Raw genomic sequence first — 16,565 nt, 5'->3', positions numbered from 1 at the left:
TTATAAACGGTTACAGTCCCCAATCAGTGCCGTTTACAGCGGGTTTCATTCGTCTTCATATTGCCGGATTTTTATGCTCACTCCCCAGTTTCCCGAAAACGAAGCCGCCAGACTGGCTCAACTTCATGAGTTGCAGTTACTGGACTCGCCGCCCGAACCTGCTTTTGAACAGCTGGTCGAGCTGACGGCGCTGCTGTTGAAGGTTCCGATAGCATTGGTATCACTGGTGGATAAAGATCGACAGTGGTTCAAGGCCCGAGTCGGCGTGGACAGCTGTGAAACCGGGCGGGATATTTCATTTTGTGGTCATGTGGTGGCCGATGGCGAGCCGCTGGTGGTGGAAGATGCCACGCTGGACCCCCGTTTTGCCGATAATCCGCTGGTAACCGCTGCGCCACATATTCGCTTTTATGCCGGTATTCCCTTGGTGCTGGAGTCCGGGGTGAGTCTGGGAACCCTGTGTGTCATCGATACTCGGCCGCGCCGTCTCGATGAGGATGAATGGCGACAACTGCAATTGCTGGCAAAACAGACCGAGCAATTGATTCAGCTGCATCAGCAACGGCAGCTGCTCGGCAACCAGTGCATGGTCAGCGATCATCGGCTGGCGCGTTACGAGGCCATTACCCAGGGGGCGGCCGCCGGCATAGTGCGGATTGACGGTCGAGGAATCATTCAGGAAATCAACGATTATGCCCTGAGCCTGCTCGGCTATCGGCGAGCGGAATTACTGGAAAAAAATGTCAGTGCTCTGATGCCGGAACAGTGGTCCGCCCGTCACGATCAGTATTTGCACAATTATATCGAGAGCGGGCAGCCCAAGGTTATCGGCAAGGGCCGTCGAGTGTCGGCGTTGCACAAGAGCGGTCATCAGGTGCCGGTGCATCTGGCGGTGGGTCGGGTGGTCGATTCGCATCATCCTCGGCAAATGGAGTTTATCGGTATTCTGACCGATTTGACCGAAATGCATGAGGCGGAACAGCGCGAGCGGGAAGAGCGTGCCTTGCTGCGTTCCATTATCGATGCCAGTCGGGATCCTATTTTTGCCAAGGATCTTGACGGTGGATACATGATTGCCAATCGGAGCTATCAGAATACGCTGGGGGCGCTCGGTAAAGACCAGCAAGGAGATATCAGAGGGCTTAAGGTCGAAGATATTTTCGATCATGAGCTGGCACAGCAGGCGCAGGCCAGTGATCGACGGGTGATTGCCACGGGGCAGCCAGAAAGCCTGGTCGTGTCTCCTGCTTCCGGAGAGCGTTTTGATGTGAGCAAGTCGCCACTGAGAGATGCAAAGGGACAAATTCGAGGCGTGGTGAGTGTGGCGCACAATATCAGCGAGCTGTGGCAAACGTCGAGCCAGCTGAAAAAGCAGCAGCGCCTGCTGAGCGTGTTGCACAAGGGACTGACCGACTACCATGCGCTGATGTCCGGCAACCGCTTGTGGAGCTTTCTGCAGGAAGCCCTGCGCGAGCTGACCGACAGTGACTATTCGCTGATTGGCGAAGTCTTGTCGGAGCAGGGGCAACCCGAGCTGAAAATTCACGCCATTACCGACTTGTCCTGGAACGAGGAATCGCGCCAGTTGATGCAGAAACTGCAGGCGGGCGAGATGAAGCTGACCAACCCGCACAGCATGCTGGGCCAGGTGTTTGCCCAGGGCAATACCGTACTCAGCAACGGCATGGACAGTGACGAGCGCCGGGGTGGTTTTCCACCGGGTCATCCGCCGTTGCATAATTATCTGGGTGTCCCCATTCTTGACGAGGGCACCGTCATCGGTATGTATGCCATCGCCAATGGCGGTGAAGACTATGATCAGGATCTGGTGTCCTGGCTGGAGCCCTTTACCTCCACTTGCGCCCTGCTGATCAAGTTGTATCGCCAGCTAAACGAACGTGAGCAATTTACCGAGCAATTGCGTCAGGCGCGCGATCAGGCCGAGCAGGCCAGCCGTGCCAAGACCGATTTTCTGTCATCCATGAGCCACGAGCTGCGCACACCGCTTAATGCCATCATGGGCTTTGCCCAGCTGCTGCAGAGCAATAAACGCGCGTCGCTTGACGAACGGCAGTTGCGACAGGTGGAGCAGATTTACAAGAGTGGCAGCCATCTGCTCAATCTGATTAACGAAGTGCTGGATCTGGCGCGCATCGAAGCCGGTCGCATCAATATGTCGCTCGAAGCGATACAGCCGCGCGAAGTGATTGATGATGCCTGTGACACCCTGATGCCCATCGCCCGGCAACAGGGGGTGGCGCTGCATATTGATGCGGCGCTGAACCGCATGCCGGCGGTGCTGGCCGACTACACCCGGCTGAAACAGGTAATGATCAACCTGATTTCCAATGCCATCAAATATAACCGTCCCGAGGGGAAGGTCTATATTGGTTGCCGTCAGCACGCCGACCTGTTACGGGTCTCGGTACGAGACACGGGGCCGGGCATAGATCCCCAGTATCTGGAACAGCTGTTTCAGCCCTTCAATCGACTGGGGGCGGAAAATGGCGCCATTGAGGGCACCGGTGTCGGGCTGGCACTGACCAAGAGTATTCTCGAACAGATGGGAGGACGTATCGGGGTCGATAATCATCATGGTGAAGGGTGCGAGTTCTGGTTCTGCCTGCCGTTGGCGGTGTCTTCTTCGCGAAAGGCGGTGGCTGACCTGTATCCGGAACCCCAGGCCGAACCGGTTGCAGGGGCGCGGCGCACCGTGCTCTATGTGGAAGACAACCCGGCCAACCAGCGGCTGATGGCCGAAGTATTTGAAGAGCGGCCAGGCATGCAACTCGAGTGCGTGCACTCGGCCGAGCTGGCCTTTGAAATAGCCTGCTCGAACCCGCCGGATTTGATCCTGATGGACATCAGCCTGCCGGGCATGAGCGGGATTGAAGCGGCCGGGCTGTTCGGGCGCCATCCGCTGACCCGTACCATTCCCATCGTCGCCCTGTCGGCCAATGCCATGCCGGAAGACATCAAGCGTGCGAGCAAGGCCGGATTTCGGGATTATCTGACCAAACCCATCGATATACTCCGGCTGCTGAAGGTGCTGGATGACTTGCTGGAGCCTGTGGACTGATGCCAAAAATTCCTCTGGTTTACAAAGATGCCGATATTCTGGTGCTCGACGACAACCCGATTAACGTCGAGTTGTTGGTCCAGCAGCTGGAAGACTATGGCTATCGGGGCGTACGGGGCGAAACCGACCCACGCCGACTCGAGGCGCTGCTGGAAGCCGGCATGCCCGACCTGTTGCTGCTCGATATTCACATGCCCCATATCAACGGCTATCAGGTGCTGGAGCGGTTGAAGACCCACTGGAAAAATCTGGCGCCGCCGGTGATTGTGCTCAGTGCCCAGACCGATCCCGATACACGGCTGCAGGCGCTGAATCTGGGGGCGCGGGATTTTTTGCCCAAGCCCTTCGACCGTTTCGAGGTGCTGCAGCGCATTCACAATACCCTGGAGCTGCATTTTCTGTTGCGTGAGCGCAGCAGTCGGGCCGAGCTGCTGGAAGAGCTGGTGAAGCAGCGTACCGCCGACCTGCATCGTTTGTCGCTGACCGACCCGCAGACCGAACTCCCCAACCGCCGTGGCCTGCTCGAGTGGCTGCAGCAGGGCCGCGAGGCGGTGGTGTACTTCATTGTGCTGGAGGGCATGGATGACATTGCCCGGGTGCATGGCTACGGGGTGGCAGAAGCCCTGAGCCGAGCGGTGGGGGAGCGCCTGCAGCGGCTACCGGGATCGCAGCGTCGGCAACTGGGGGTGTGGGGCGGCAACGAATGGCTGCTGCTGGAGTTTGACGGCATCGGCGAGCAGGACATCGCCCGGCGAGCGAATGAACTGGTGGCGGTGGTCAGCCTGGCGTTTGAAGTCGAGCATCTGCTGTTGTACCTGAAAGTCCGCATCGGGGTCAGTCACAGCGGTTTTGCGCATCGGTCACCCGAGCACCTGGTGCGACTGGCCTCGATGGCGCTGCCGACCGAGCATAATTGCTGGCAATGCTATCAGCCGGTACTGGAGCAGGATCTGCTGGCTATTAACCGTCGCCGCCAGGCGCTGCATGCGGCGATAGATAATCAAGAACTGTTTCTGGTTTATCAGCCCAAGGTGAACCTGCACAGCGGTCGGGTAACCGGCGCCGAAGCCCTGCTGCGCTGGGTTCATCCCGAGCTGGGTTTTATCTCACCGGTGGACTTCATTCCCATTGCCGAAGCCAGTGGAGATATTCTGCGGCTGGGAGACTGGGTGATCGACACCGCCATTCGTCAGCTGGAATGCTGGCTGGAGCAGGAATCGGTGGCCGCGGACTTCAAGGTCGCGGTGAATGTGGCGGCGTTGCAGTTGATGCAGCCCGGCTTTGCCGACCAGTTGATCACCCGGCTGCAGCAGAGTCGCCTGCCCAGAGGGGCGCTGGAAGTGGAGGTGACCGAGTCGGGCCTGATGCAGAACATGGAGCTGGCGCTGAGCCAGCTGCAGCAACTGGCGGAGCAGGGCATTTCGATTGCCATCGATGACTTTGGTACCGGCTATTCTTCGCTGGCCTATCTCAAATTAATGCCGGTGACAGTGCTGAAGATCGATCGCGCCTTCATCGACGAGATGGATAACGATTGTCAGGACCGGCGGCTGGTTGAAACGGTGATCAACATGGCCCGTAACCTGGGCTGCGTGACGGTGGCCGAAGGGGTGGAGCGGGTCGAGCACATCGACTTGCTCAGGAAGATGGGCTGCACCCTGGTGCAAGGCTACTGGTATTCGCCGCCGCTGAAGCCGGCGGCGTTTATTGCCTATACCCAACAGCACAATGCCATGAGGTGATTTTTGATATAAGTCTGTTACCAGCGGACATTTTATGGTCAAAATGAGCACTGGATAGCACCTCTGAGAGGGAAGTGTGATGGTGAAAACAGCGTACCGACCGCTGATTGGTGTGGTGATGTGCCGGCAACAACTGGGGCCGCATCCGGCGATGACGCTGCAGCAGAAATACCTCGATGCCCTGTTGGCCGCCGGTGCGCTGCCGTTTCCGCTGGCGCATGGATTGGTAGAAGACGAACAGAATCTGACCCAGGCGCTGACCATGCTCGACGGCCTGCTACTCACCGGCAGCTACAGCAATATGGAGCCGCATCATTACGGTGAAAGCGGCGACGAGCCCCACACCGATCCTGGTCGGGATCGGCTCAGCCTGCAGCTGATTGCGGCGGCGCAAGCGCGGCAGCTGCCGTTGCTCGGCATCTGCCGGGGCTTTCAGGAAATGGTGGTGGCCAGCGGGGGCCGCCTGCATCGTCGGCTGCACGAGACCGGTCTGTTCGAGGAACACCGGGAAGACAAGACTCTGACTCTGGAACAGCAATATGGCCCGGCGCACAACATAATACCGAGTGACGGCGGCCTCTTGAGTCGGCTGGTAGGTTCGGAGGCACAGCAGGTTAACTCGTTACACATGCAGGGCACGAAACAGGTGGGGGAAGGTGCCCGGGTCGAGGCCACGGCGCCTGACGGTCTGGTGGAAGCCATCAGCCTGCTCGATCATCCCTTCGCCCTGGGAGTGCAGTGGCATCCGGAATGGCAGAGCCGGAATAACCCCCTGTCTCGCGCCTTGTTTGATGGCTTTATTGCGGCCTGTCGCCGGTATCATGCCGGCAAGGGTAAGGATCGGCGCTAGTGCCGAGGTCGCTTGCTGCAATGAAACGGGGAGATCGTTATGGAACACAGAAACAAGGCCTACTGGCAGGCACAGGCGAAAGAGCTGACCATAGAGCACCGGTTGTTTATTGCCGGCGAATATCAGCAAGCCCGGGGCGGTGAAACCTTTAGCCGCATCAATCCGGCCACCGAGCAGCCGTTGGCCGAGGTCAGCCGGGCTCAGCAGGCGGATGTGGACGCCGCCGTGGCGGTGGCGCGTCTCAGCTTCGAGTCCGGCGTCTGGTCCGAGGCGGGCCCGAGCCGGCGCAAGGCGGTGTTGCTGCGTCTGGCCGAGCTGATGGACGAGCACAAAGAAGAGCTGGCGCTGCTGGAAACCCTGGACACCGGCAAGCCGATTCGCCACAGCCTGCGTGATGATATTCCCGGTGCCGCCCGCGCCATTCGCTGGTATGCGGAAGCGGTGGACAAGGTCTACGGCGAAATCGCCCCTACCGACCCCGGCGCCCTGGCGCTGATCAGCCGCGAGCCCATCGGCGTGGTGGCGGCCATAGTGCCCTGGAACTTCCCGCTGTTGCTGTCCTGCTGGAAGCTGGGCCCGGCGCTGGCGGCGGGCAACTCGGTTATCCTCAAGCCCTCGGAAAAATCACCGCTCACCGCCATTCGCCTCGGCGCCCTGGCCAAAGAAGCCGGCCTGCCCGACGGCGTGCTTAACGTGCTGCCCGGCCTGGGGCACGAGGCGGGCAAGGCGCTGGCGCTGCATCAGGATGTGGACTGCCTGACCTTTACCGGCTCTACCGGGGTGGGGCGGCTGCTGATGGAATATGCGGGCCAGTCGAACATGAAACGCATCTGGCTCGAAGCCGGTGGCAAGAGCGCCAACCTGGTGTTTGCCGACTGCCCGGACCTGGCCAGGGCGGCCAAGGCGTCTGCCGCCGGCATCTTCTACAACCAGGGCCAGGTGTGCATCGCCGGCACTCGCTTGCTGGTGGAGGAAAGCATCAAGGACGCCTTCATGGCCGAACTGAAGAAAGCCGCCGAGGCGTTCAAGCCGATGGATCCGCTCGATCCCGAGTCGATCATGGGCACCCTGATCGACGCCGATCACCACGGCAGCGTATGCCGTTACATCAGCGAAGGGCTGGACGCCGGTGCCGTGCTGAGCCTGGACGGTCGCGATCAGAGTGGTAACTTCATGGGGCCGACCGTGCTGGAGCAGGTCAATCCGCATATGACGGTGGCGAAGGAAGAAATCTTCGGTCCGGTGCTGGCGGTCACCACCTTCACCGATGAGGAAGAAGCGCTGCGACTGGCCAACGACAGCAAATACGGCCTGGGCGCCGGGGTCTGGACCTCGGATCTGCGCCGTGCGCACCGGCTTTCCCGCAAGCTCAAGGCCGGCTCTGTGTTTATCAACAACTACAACGACGGCGACATGACGGTGCCCTTCGGCGGCGTCAAGCAAAGCGGTAATGGCCGGGACAAGTCGTTGCACGCGCTGGAAAAATTTACCGAACTCAAGACCACCTGGCTGTCGCTGGATTAAGCCCTCAGAGCGTCATCCTGACGAAAGTCAGGATCTTCTTGCAGAAAGATACCGGGTCAAGCCCGGTATGACCCAGTGATGTCTACTGAGGTAGACACAGGAGGAATTTGTACATGCAGCATGTAAACAGCTATTACGCCGCCTCGGCCAACCAGCATGCGCCCTGGCCGCAACTGACCGACGACATTCGCTGCGATGTGTGTGTGGTCGGCGGCGGTTACACCGGGCTTTCTACCGCCCTGTTTCTGGTCGAGGCCGGGTTCGACGTGGTGCTGCTGGAAGCCAGTCGCATCGGCTATGGCGCCAGTGGCCGTAACGGCGGCCAAATCGTCAATTCCTACAGCCGGGATATCGGGGTGATCGAGTCCCGTTATGGCCAGGATACCGCCCGCATGCTGGGCAGCATGATGTTCGAAGGTGGCGACATCATTCGCAGCCGCATCGAGCAGTACCAGATTGACTGCGATTTTCGCCCCGGTGGTATCTTCGCCGCTCTCAACAAGCGGCAGCTGGAAGAGCTGAGCGCGCAAAAAGCCGACTGGGAGCGTTACGGCCATCAGGATCTGGAGCTGCTGGATGCCGGTCAGGTACGCGAAGAAATAGATACACAAGCCTATGAGGGCGCGCTGCTCGATCACCGAGGTGGTCATATTCATCCGCTCAATCTGGCGCTGGGCGAAGCCGAAGCGATTCGCAAGCTCGGCGGTCGCATCTTCGAACAGTCGGCGGCCGTCGACATCAAGCACGGCGATCCGGCAACGGTAGTGACCGAAAAGGGCAGAGTAGAAGCCAGTTTCGTGGTGCTGGCGGGCAACGCCTACCTCGGTAATCTGGAGCCGAAACTGGCGGCCAAGGCCATGCCCTGCGGCAGTCAGGTGATTACCACAGAGCCGCTGAGCGAAGCGCAGGCATCACGGCTGCTCCCCAACAATTACTGTGTGGAGGACTGCAACTACCTGCTGGACTACTTCCGCCTCAGCGGCGATCGCCGGCTGATCTACGGCGGTGGCGTGGTGTACGGCGCCCGGGAGCCGGAGGATATAGAGCGGCTGGTTAGACCCAAGCTGTTGAACACCTTCCCTCAGCTGAAGGGGGTGAAGATAGATTATCGCTGGAGCGGCAATTTCCTGCTGACCCTGTCGCGCCTGCCCCAGTTCGGGCGGCTGGAGCCCAACGTTTATTACATGCAGGGATACAGCGGCCACGGAGTGACCTGTACCCATCTGGCGGGCCGATTGCTGTCGGAAGTACTCAAGGGGCAGGCCGAGCGGTTCGACGCCTTCGCCAGGCTGCCCCATCTGCCCTTCTTCGGCGGACGCCGCTTTCAGGTGCCGTTCAGTGCCATGGGAGCCGCCTACTACAGCCTGCGCGACAAGCTGGGCGTGTGAAGAGTCGCCTGTCACACACAGAGTCACATCATGTTGCGTACAGGCGGTGTCATCCGGGTTATCTGCTGCACCGAGTAATAGAAGACGCATTTGTGGCTGAAAGTCGTTACAGTATTCACGTTTTTACTCTAATTCTTGGGTCGCAATCGGATGCACCCCTTTGCTCAGGGACGACGTTTCCTTTTTGAACGAGGCGTTTTGATGAACCGACTGACTTCCATCACATTGACTTCCGTGGTTGCCGTGACCGCGCTCAGCGGCTGTGCTGCACAACAGCAAGTGACCCAACAGCATCGGTTGACCGGCTCCCTATCTTATCTGTCCCGTATTGCCTTGGCACCGAACAGCGTGGCGGTGGTCACGGTGCGTGATAGCTCGGTGGCCGACGGTGCCGTTATCGGCGAGCAGCGTATCGACCTCGACGGCCAACCACTGCCGATCTCCTTTACCCTGGCAGTGAATACCCAAGACATGAACGGCGGGGCCTACAGCCTGAGTGCCGTCATCATGGAAGGCGGTCAGGTGAGTTGGCGCAGTGCACCGGTTGGGGTGAGCGCCGAAGCGGGCATGACCGAGCTGGGTAATCTGGTACTGCGTCAGGTGAGCGAGCAGGGCGTGGTTACGCCGCTGCCTGGCAGTGAGTGGCAGGTGCGTAACCTCAACGCGTGGCCGTTCCTGCCTCGTCCAGGGCGAGCCTGAATTTTGGTGATGATGGCCGCCTTTATGGGCAGGCCTTCTGCAACAGTTTCAACGGCAGTTACCAATTGCAGAGGGATCAGCTCAGCGTCGGCGATCTGGCCAGCACCATGATGCTGTGTACCCCGAAACAAATGGAGCGGGAACGCACCATGCTGGATATTCTGGGTCAGAGCCGGCGTGTCGAGCAGCAGGGTGATGGTACTCTGCAGATCTTCGCCGCCGACGGTCGCGCCCTGACCGCCAACTGACAGCGATTTGTTTACCGACAAAAAACGCCCGGCCTTGCGCCGGGCGTTTTTGTTTGTCGTTTGTGCAGTCCTCGTGACTAAAGATGTCGTAGGGTCGAATTTATTCGACCAACGAGCCTGGCACCGCAGCTACATCGGTCGAATAAATTCGACCCTACCATCGGCGGCCATTCATGCGGCGCAATCCGGCAGCACCGTGAGATCCAGATGCCGAGTCATTTGAGCAAATATCAATCCAGCAGCAAATCGGTTCTGGCCGCCATGATGAAGTCGTTACGGTGCAGGCCCTTGATGGCGTGAGTCCACCAGGTGACGGTGACCTTGCCCCATTCCAGGGTGATGGTGGGGTGATGAAACTCGGTTTCGGCCAGCTCGGCTACCTTGTCGGCAAAGGCCCAGGCCAGTTTGAAATTCTTGAATTTGAATTCCCGCTCCAGTTGCAGCACGCCGTCACGGGCCATTGGTGCCCAGTCCGGCAGCTTTTGCATCAGCTCGGCCAGTTCGGCGTCGCTGACTTTGGGGGCATCGGCCCGGCAGGCCTCGCACTGTTGTTGGGCAAGTTCGGTCATGTTTACTCCTTTAGCTGGCATTTTGTTTGGCGGCAAAGGTCGGGGTAAACAGCCCCAGACGGCGGGCTTTTTTCACCTCGGCCATGATATCCATCTCGGCGATGGCAAAGAGATCGTCGATGGAGTCGAGTACATAATAGATGGGTTGCATGATGTCGATACGGTAAGGGGTGCGCAGCACATCCAGTATCTCGAAGGGGCGAAACTCGGGCATGTCCGACTCGAACACATGACGGGTTTCCCCCGGCGAAGACAGGATGCCGCCGCCGTAGATGCGGTGTCCGCTCGGGGTGTTGAGCAGGCCGAATTCTACGGTAAACCAGTACAAGCGTGCCAGAAACCCTCGATCCCGGGGGCTGGCGTCGCGCCCCAGCCGGCCGTAGATATGGGTGAAGCGGGCGAAGGCCGGATTGGTGAGCAGGGCGCAGTGGCCAAACAGCTCATGAAAGATATCCGGCTCCTGCAGGTAGTCCAGCTCCTGACGGCTGCGAATAAAGGTGGCCACCGGGAAACGCCGGTTGGCCAGCAGTTCAAAGAAGCGATCGAAGGAGATCAGCGCCGGCACCCGGCTCACCTGCCAGCCGGTGGCTGGGCTCAGCACCCGGTTAATGTCGTCCAGCTGGGGAATGCGGTCATGAGGCAGTGCCAGCCGGGCCAGACCGGCCACGTATTCGTCGCAGGCCCGGCCCTCCACGCACGCCAGCTGGCGTGCGATCAGAGTATGCCAGATGGCATTTTCTTCTTCGCTGTAATGGATGACTCCATCAGCGTCCGGTTTGCGGGCCACATACTGGGTCGCATTCATCGGGCATTCCCACTTTTTAATCAATCTCAGTCTCTACTGTAGAGAGACGGCGAACGATTGAGAAGGGCAGCACCCGGGCCGGGTTTACAGTTGATGTAATTATAAGTTTACAGTGTCACGCTATTTGACCGTGGCCAGATCGACGTCGAACACCTGCGCCAGATAGGCCAGATAGCCGGGATCTTCGCACATGGCCTTGACCGGGCTGTCCGACAGTTTGGCCACCGCCTGACCGTTACAGCTGATCATCTTGATCACCATGTTGATGGGCGAATGACTCATGAGATCGTTGGTCAGGTGAGTACCGATACCGAAGGCCGGACGACACTGATGCCGAAAACGCCGGTACAGATCCAGGGCGCTGTGCATGGTCAGGCCATCGCTGTAGACCAGGGTTTTGCTGCGCGGGTCTATGTTCATGCGGCGATAGTGGGCCAGCGCTTTTTCGGTCCATTCCACCGGGTCGCCCGAGTCCTGGCGCAGGCCATCGAACAGCTTGGCGAAGTAAAGATCGAAGTCGCGCAGAAAGGCGTCCATGCCCACCACATCGGTCAGGGCGATGCCGAGCCGGCCCCGGTATTCGTGCACCCAGGCTTCCAGTGCCATCTTCTGACTGTCGATAAGCCGCGGCCCCAGCGCCTGAAAGGCTTGCATGAACTCATGGGCCAGGGTGCCGACCGGCTTAAGCCCCAGTCGCCGGGCCAAATCCAGGTTGCTGGTACCGGCAAACTGCAGCGGTAACTGTTGGGCGAGGGCGGTGACCACTTCTTGCTGCCAGGCGCGGGAGTAGCGGCGGCGGGTACCGAAGTCGGAAAAGCGGAAATCGTCGTTATCGCTGTCGTCTTGCACCAGGCTGATTTTATCCTGCAGTCGCGCTCTGGCCGCCGCCAGGTCGGTGCCGACAGCATGACGCCGGCAATAGACCTCGCTGATGATCGCCAGCAGCGGCACTTCAAACAGTATGGTGTGCAGCCAGGGCCCCTTGATGCTCAATTCCAGCTCACCCTGATGGCAACTCAGATGGATAAAGCGCCGATCCAGCCGGAACAGTCGCAGAAAGTGAATGAAATCGGACTTGATGTAGTCGAGCCGGCCCAGATAGGCGAGCTCGTCTTCGGTCAGCCGCAACTGACAAAGATGCTCGATTTCGGCTTCGATCTCTTCGACGCAGTCGCCGAAATCGAGTTCGGCATTACGGCTGCGAAAGCGGTATTCCACCTCGGCAGCCGGATACTGATGCAACACCGTCTGCATCATGGTGAACTTGTACAGATCGGTGTCGAGCAGCGAGCGAATCACGGGATCAGTCATCGGTTTGCTCCAGCTGACGGCTGTCGTGCACGAAGTGGGCACCGTGTTGTATCATCTCGGCAATGGCATGACGGCTGGATTCATCCGCCACGCCGCGAATGGCGGAACGGTTGACCACCACGTTGAAGCCGGCATCCAGCAGTTGCAGCACGGTATGACGCACGCAGTAGTCGGTGGCCAGGCCACCCACCAGCACGGTATTGATCTCTCGATCGCGCAGGTATTCAATCATGCCGGTACTCATGTTTCCGGCCAGGTCGTGATAACAGGCGCCGTAGGGGTGCATGTCCGGCTCCACGCCTTTCCACACGAAAAAGTCATAGTCGGCCGGGTGGGGCAGGCCGTCCAGCAGTTCAAAACCGGGGGTGCCGGGTACCGCATGGCGGGGCCAGCGAATGTCCATGTTGGCGCCTTTTATGGGGCTGAACGGCGGTTGCTTGTCGCTACTGATCCACAGGGCCTGGGGTGAGTGAGCATCTTTTGAGCCCAGGCGCCAGTCGGCAAAGGCGGCCTGGCGATTAAGCTCATCGGCAATGGTATCGCCGCCGGGTACCGGCAGCTCGTCCGGGCAGCTGGGGGTAAAGGTATATTGAGCGTCTACATCCAGGCTGGCGACCCGGTTTTTGGCGGGTAATTTCATACACCACCTCCTATGTTAAGTGTGGACCTTTGGCCCTTGTGGCGTGCTGTATTAGTATTGTTTTTGATTGAGTCTAGGGGGGATTTGGTTCAGTATCGCCCCATCTGGGGTATCTTCCCCGTTATCAGCCCAAAGGTGAACAACATGAGCGATAGCCACCAGCAAAATTACCAGCGTTTTCTCGATGAAGTCACAGCCAACCGGGTGATGTGGGGGCTGCGCTTCGGCGAGGAGTGGGTCGTTTGCGACTCGTCCGAGTTTGAAGATACCGAAGTCATGCCGGTGTGGTCTACCGAGAATGAAGCAAAAGTGCAGTGTGTAGACGAATGGGCCGAGTACGAACCCTTTGAAATCACCCTGCCCGAGTTTCTTGAAGTCTGGGTAGAAGACATGTCGGAAGACGGTGTACGCATTGGTCCCAACTGGGACGCCGAGCTGGATGGCATCGAGCTGGACGTGCTGGAGCTGGTGAAAGCGCTGGCCTGATTGAAATACCCCTTGGGTTAACGGCCTGCCCGGCGCTGTCGGGCAGGCCGTTTTTATTTCTGCCGCCACCCGGATTGTCAGTCTGGCGCAGAATCTGGCTTAATAGTCAGCTGATACCCGTTCAGATAGAGGATCTGATGTCAGCCTTGTCTCCCTATGCCGCCTATCGGCAGGCCATTGAATCCGGTTTTAAAGATGACGCGGCCCAGCATCGGGCTGCCGAATGTCTGGAGCGCTGTTACCGGCAGTTGCAGGCCGGTGAGTCGAATATTTCCGGCGTCTATTTGTGGGGGCCGGTAGGCCGAGGCAAGACCTGGTTGATGGACCGTTTCTACCAGAGTCTGACCGTGCCGGCGAAACGACAGCATTTTCATCATTTCATGCGCTGGGTACACAAGCGGCTGTTTCAACTGACCGGGCAGGAAGACCCTCTCATCTTGCTGGCGCAGGAGCTGGCGGCCGAGGTAAGGGTGCTGTGCCTGGACGAGTTGTTCGTCAGCGATATCGGTGACGCCATGCTGCTGGGCCGTTTGCTGCAACAGCTGTTCGAGCAGGGACTGGTGCTGGTTACTACCTCCAATCAGCCGCCCGACGGCCTCTATGCGGAGGGCTTCAATCGCGAGCGCTTTCTGCCGGCGGTGGCGGCGATGCAGCGTCATATGCAGCTGGTGAGCGTGGACGGCGGTGAAGATCACCGGCTGCATCCGGGGCGGTTGCAACCCCGCTACTGGATAAAGCAGCCGCAGGCGCTGGCGGCGGTGTTTGCCGAGCTGGCCGCGGGTGAATGCAGTGCCGAGCCGTTGCTGCTGGGGCATCGGCAGATACGCGTGGTGCAACGCGGTGGTGAGTTGCTCTGGTGTCGTTATCACGATTTGTGTGAACAACCGCTGGCGGCGCCGGACTTCATCGAGCTGTGTGACCGCTTTCATCATATTCTGCTGGGCGAGGTGCCCAGACTCACCGGCAGCGGCCTGAAGGCGAATATCGCGCGCGGTACCGAGGACGGTATCAAACAGGTGGCGGCCGGAGATCGCCAGCTACCCATGTTGACCCGGCAAGACGACGGCGTGCGCCGTTTTATCGCCCTGGTCGATGAATGCTACGATCGCGGTATTCCGCTTTATATCGAGGCGGCGGTGCCGTTGCACGAGTTATACACCGAGGGCGCATTGGCCTTTCCCTTTCGCCGCACCCTGAGCCGACTGCAGGAAATGCAGTTGCAACGATTTGTCGAGTGATACCAATTTGAAGAAGCATCTGATCATTTTAACCCCGAGATCAGAGGCAACACAGCCGCCTCCCACGACACGCCACTGATAAATGACACTCACCGTTGCAGCCTGCTGCGAACACTCACTGGATGCTCGGTCAGGCTGCAACCGTTCGTCACGGTGAGACAAGCTCGCCCCTGAGGGTTTGAGAAATGTCGTCTGACCGCAGGAATGGCGGGGATGCCGGAACGGCAGGAGCATTTTCCGGCTGTGGCATTTCACGGTCGTGGGTGCCGTTCTCTGTTGCCTCTTTTCAATACGATGAAAGATATCTAAAGGCGATTGGACGCATATGGCGTCGGGGTCTAGATTTAAGTTTCGAACGTATCCTTTTCTGTGCACCCTGCGTCATCGCTCGAGGGGAACTTACACCTTATGCTGTCTCTTGCCCTTGCTGTAAAACATCTGCCACGAGAAGCGGCTCTGGTGAGTGAGCCGGGTCTGTACTGGGTGTCGCTAACCAAGCGGAACGATATGCTGTTGCTGGCTGCCAGCCTGCTAACGGCGCTGCCTGCAAACCTGAAAACCACGTTGGTGTGTGCCGATGACGAGCAGGATGAATTGCTGGCCATGGTACCGGACGAGGCTGGACCTGATCAGATATCCCTCTTTTCTTTGGCACCGGGCCGGCGTGGCGCCGATCTGAAATGGCTGACTGCCGAGCTGGGGCGAAGTGGTGTAAACACAGGGGTTCTGTTGCTGTTGCTGCCTGCAACCCGGGTACAGATGAAGGGGGGCAGGAAGAAGGCGTGGGCACTGTCATTACAGGTCTGGGCCAGCCGGCACGGGCTTACCATGCTGGTGTTGTGCCATGGCCAGGAGCAGGTTTTGCCAGCCACACTGGCCGGACAGGTGAATGGTTTGTTGCGACTCGAGCGAAATGATAACAGCATCCAGTTGCGGGTTGATGGCTGGCGTAATGCCCTCGGGTTGCTGGCCGGTGTCGATTATGAACTCCTGCTGAAGGACGGCCGGTTTGCCGTGCGCCCTGCCAGCGTGGCGCAGCATGACTCCGCTCATAACGAAAAAGGCGTGTTGATTCAGCGTGCGGCACTGGAGCATATGCCGGCACCGGCGGCCGACTGGCAGATAATGGAGCCAGAAGAGGACTTTTGGCAGAAGGCAATAACAGCGAGCGAAGGCACTCTGGTGGCTGCGGTCGAGAGCAACGAAGAGTTGACTGTTCTGGCCCAGCGCATTCATTCCCTGCGCCGTTTTCGCGGCCCCGGGCTCAGATTGGCGATACGCAAACTGTACCCCTGCCTGCGGGAGGTGGAGCAGGATCTGCTGCTGCAGTGTGGTGCCAATCTGGTGATCCCTTCCGGGGTGTCTCATGCCCAGTTTTTGTCTTTGTTGCATTGCTTGCCGGGGCAACGTTGGCAACGGCCATCGGTCGGTGATATCGAGCAATTATTGCGACGTTTTCAGCCCCCTGCTGCCAGCGGCTTGCTGAGCCCGCGGGAGTTTTACCGTTACGTCGATGGGGTGTTCCGGGCTGCCAGTGGAGAAATCCCCCATCAGTTGCTGGCCTTGCCCCTGCGTCTGGGCCTGAATGCAGAATTATGCCTGAGCCAGTTCAATCTGCGCCGGCAGGGCGATCTGGCCTGTTTGCTGGACGACAGCTGTTATCTGTTTTTGTTTGCCTGCCCGGACGAGGCAAGGGAGGCTGCCCTGGCCAATGCCTTTCATTTGCCCTGGCAGGAGCTGTTCAGCGAGTGTCGCCCCTTGTTCGATACGAAAATGCTGCCCAGGCAGCGGTTCGAGCAGGACCAGCAGAGACCGGCTCTGGCGTATGAAACGCCATCGGAGCCGGCTTTTGCCTCCAGGCAGCGTCATTTTGGCCGGCGTCCGTTTTACCTTAACGTCCGGGAGCAGTAAATGTATTCGGATCTGTGGTTATTGTTTTTGGTGAATGCCGCGTTGACGCTGCTCCTGTGGTGGGTACTGGCTCGT

The 16,565-nt window shown here is 59.1% G+C and carries 14 protein-coding genes; 10 read left to right on the top strand and 4 right to left on the bottom strand.

The genetic code is table 11. From position 1 onward, the window contains the following. The first annotated feature begins 73 nt into the window (after window positions 1-73). The 7 genes from ABD827_RS15735 to ABD827_RS15705 all read left to right on the top strand — a co-directional run bounded on the left by ABD827_RS15735 (window position 74) and on the right by ABD827_RS15705 (window position 9,530). A complete protein-coding gene (locus tag ABD827_RS15735) occupies window positions 74-3,079 on the top strand; it encodes a PAS domain S-box protein (RefSeq protein ID WP_344965622.1) in 3,006 nt (1,001 codons plus the stop codon). Continuing rightward, window positions 3,079-4,821 carry a GGDEF/EAL domain-containing response regulator gene (locus tag ABD827_RS15730; protein WP_344965621.1) on the top strand — a complete coding sequence of 581 codons (1,743 nt, stop codon included), beginning with the start codon at window positions 3,079-3,081 and terminating at the stop codon, window positions 4,819-4,821. The genes ABD827_RS15735 and ABD827_RS15730 overlap by 1 nt, the downstream gene beginning before the upstream one ends. Before the next feature lie 79 nt (window positions 4,822-4,900). Then, the gene (gene puuD, locus ABD827_RS15725) at window positions 4,901-5,671 is read left to right on the top strand and encodes a gamma-glutamyl-gamma-aminobutyrate hydrolase (RefSeq protein WP_344965620.1); all 771 of its coding nucleotides are present in this window, start codon (window positions 4,901-4,903) and stop codon (window positions 5,669-5,671) included. A 39-nt stretch (window positions 5,672-5,710) separates the two neighbouring features. Next, entirely contained in the window at window positions 5,711-7,195 is a 1,485-nt protein-coding gene (gene puuC, locus ABD827_RS15720) for an aldehyde dehydrogenase PuuC (RefSeq protein ID WP_344965619.1), read from the top strand. 113 nt (window positions 7,196-7,308) lie between these two features. Further along, entirely contained in the window at window positions 7,309-8,583 is a 1,275-nt protein-coding gene (locus ABD827_RS15715; RefSeq protein WP_344965618.1) for an NAD(P)/FAD-dependent oxidoreductase, read from the top strand. Window positions 8,584-8,784: 201 nt separating this feature from the next. Next, entirely contained in the window at window positions 8,785-9,282 is a 498-nt protein-coding gene (locus tag ABD827_RS15710; protein ID WP_344965617.1) for a YbaY family lipoprotein, read from the top strand. Next, a complete protein-coding gene (locus ABD827_RS15705; protein ID WP_344965616.1) occupies window positions 9,249-9,530 on the top strand; it encodes an META domain-containing protein in 282 nt (93 codons plus the stop codon). The genes ABD827_RS15710 and ABD827_RS15705 overlap by 34 nt, the downstream gene beginning before the upstream one ends. A gap of 230 nt (window positions 9,531-9,760) precedes the next feature. Here the strand turns inward: ABD827_RS15705 and ABD827_RS15700 are convergent, their stop codons facing one another. From ABD827_RS15700 to ABD827_RS15685, 4 genes are all read right to left on the bottom strand, one after another. Next, a complete protein-coding gene (locus ABD827_RS15700) occupies window positions 9,761-10,099 on the bottom strand; it encodes a 4a-hydroxytetrahydrobiopterin dehydratase (protein ID WP_344965615.1) in 339 nt (112 codons plus the stop codon). Between the two features lie 10 nt (window positions 10,100-10,109). Next, window positions 10,110-10,904, bottom strand: coding sequence for a phenylalanine 4-monooxygenase (gene phhA / locus ABD827_RS15695; RefSeq protein WP_344965614.1), 795 nt, complete (start codon window positions 10,902-10,904; stop codon window positions 10,110-10,112). A 120-nt stretch (window positions 10,905-11,024) separates the two neighbouring features. Next, a complete protein-coding gene (gene pncB / locus ABD827_RS15690) occupies window positions 11,025-12,215 on the bottom strand; it encodes a nicotinate phosphoribosyltransferase (RefSeq protein ID WP_344965613.1) in 1,191 nt (396 codons plus the stop codon). Further along, a complete protein-coding gene (locus tag ABD827_RS15685) occupies window positions 12,208-12,855 on the bottom strand; it encodes an isochorismatase family protein (protein ID WP_344965611.1) in 648 nt (215 codons plus the stop codon). The genes pncB and ABD827_RS15685 overlap by 8 nt, the downstream gene beginning before the upstream one ends. Window positions 12,856-12,999: 144 nt before the next feature. Here ABD827_RS15685 and ABD827_RS15680 point away from each other — a divergent pair, with 144 nt between their 5' ends. The 3 genes from ABD827_RS15680 to ABD827_RS15670 all read left to right on the top strand — a co-directional run bounded on the left by ABD827_RS15680 (window position 13,000) and on the right by ABD827_RS15670 (window position 16,490). Further along, the gene (locus ABD827_RS15680; protein ID WP_104488073.1) at window positions 13,000-13,341 is read left to right on the top strand and encodes a DUF2750 domain-containing protein; all 342 of its coding nucleotides are present in this window, start codon (window positions 13,000-13,002) and stop codon (window positions 13,339-13,341) included. 137 nt (window positions 13,342-13,478) lie between these two features. Next, a complete protein-coding gene (gene zapE / locus ABD827_RS15675) occupies window positions 13,479-14,579 on the top strand; it encodes a cell division protein ZapE (protein WP_344965610.1) in 1,101 nt (366 codons plus the stop codon). A gap of 408 nt (window positions 14,580-14,987) precedes the next feature. Further along, on the top strand, window positions 14,988-16,490 hold the full coding sequence (locus tag ABD827_RS15670) for a BcsE family c-di-GMP-binding protein (protein WP_344965609.1): 1,503 nt from the start codon (window positions 14,988-14,990) through the stop codon (window positions 16,488-16,490). The last annotated feature ends 75 nt before the right edge of the window (window positions 16,491-16,565 follow it).

The organism is Oceanisphaera sediminis (assembly GCF_039539745.1).
GTDB classification, from domain to species: domain Bacteria; phylum Pseudomonadota; class Gammaproteobacteria; order Enterobacterales; family Aeromonadaceae; genus Oceanimonas; species Oceanimonas sediminis.
The sequence above is the reverse complement of the archived record's forward strand: the minus strand, read 5'-3'. Positions and strand labels throughout refer to the sequence as shown.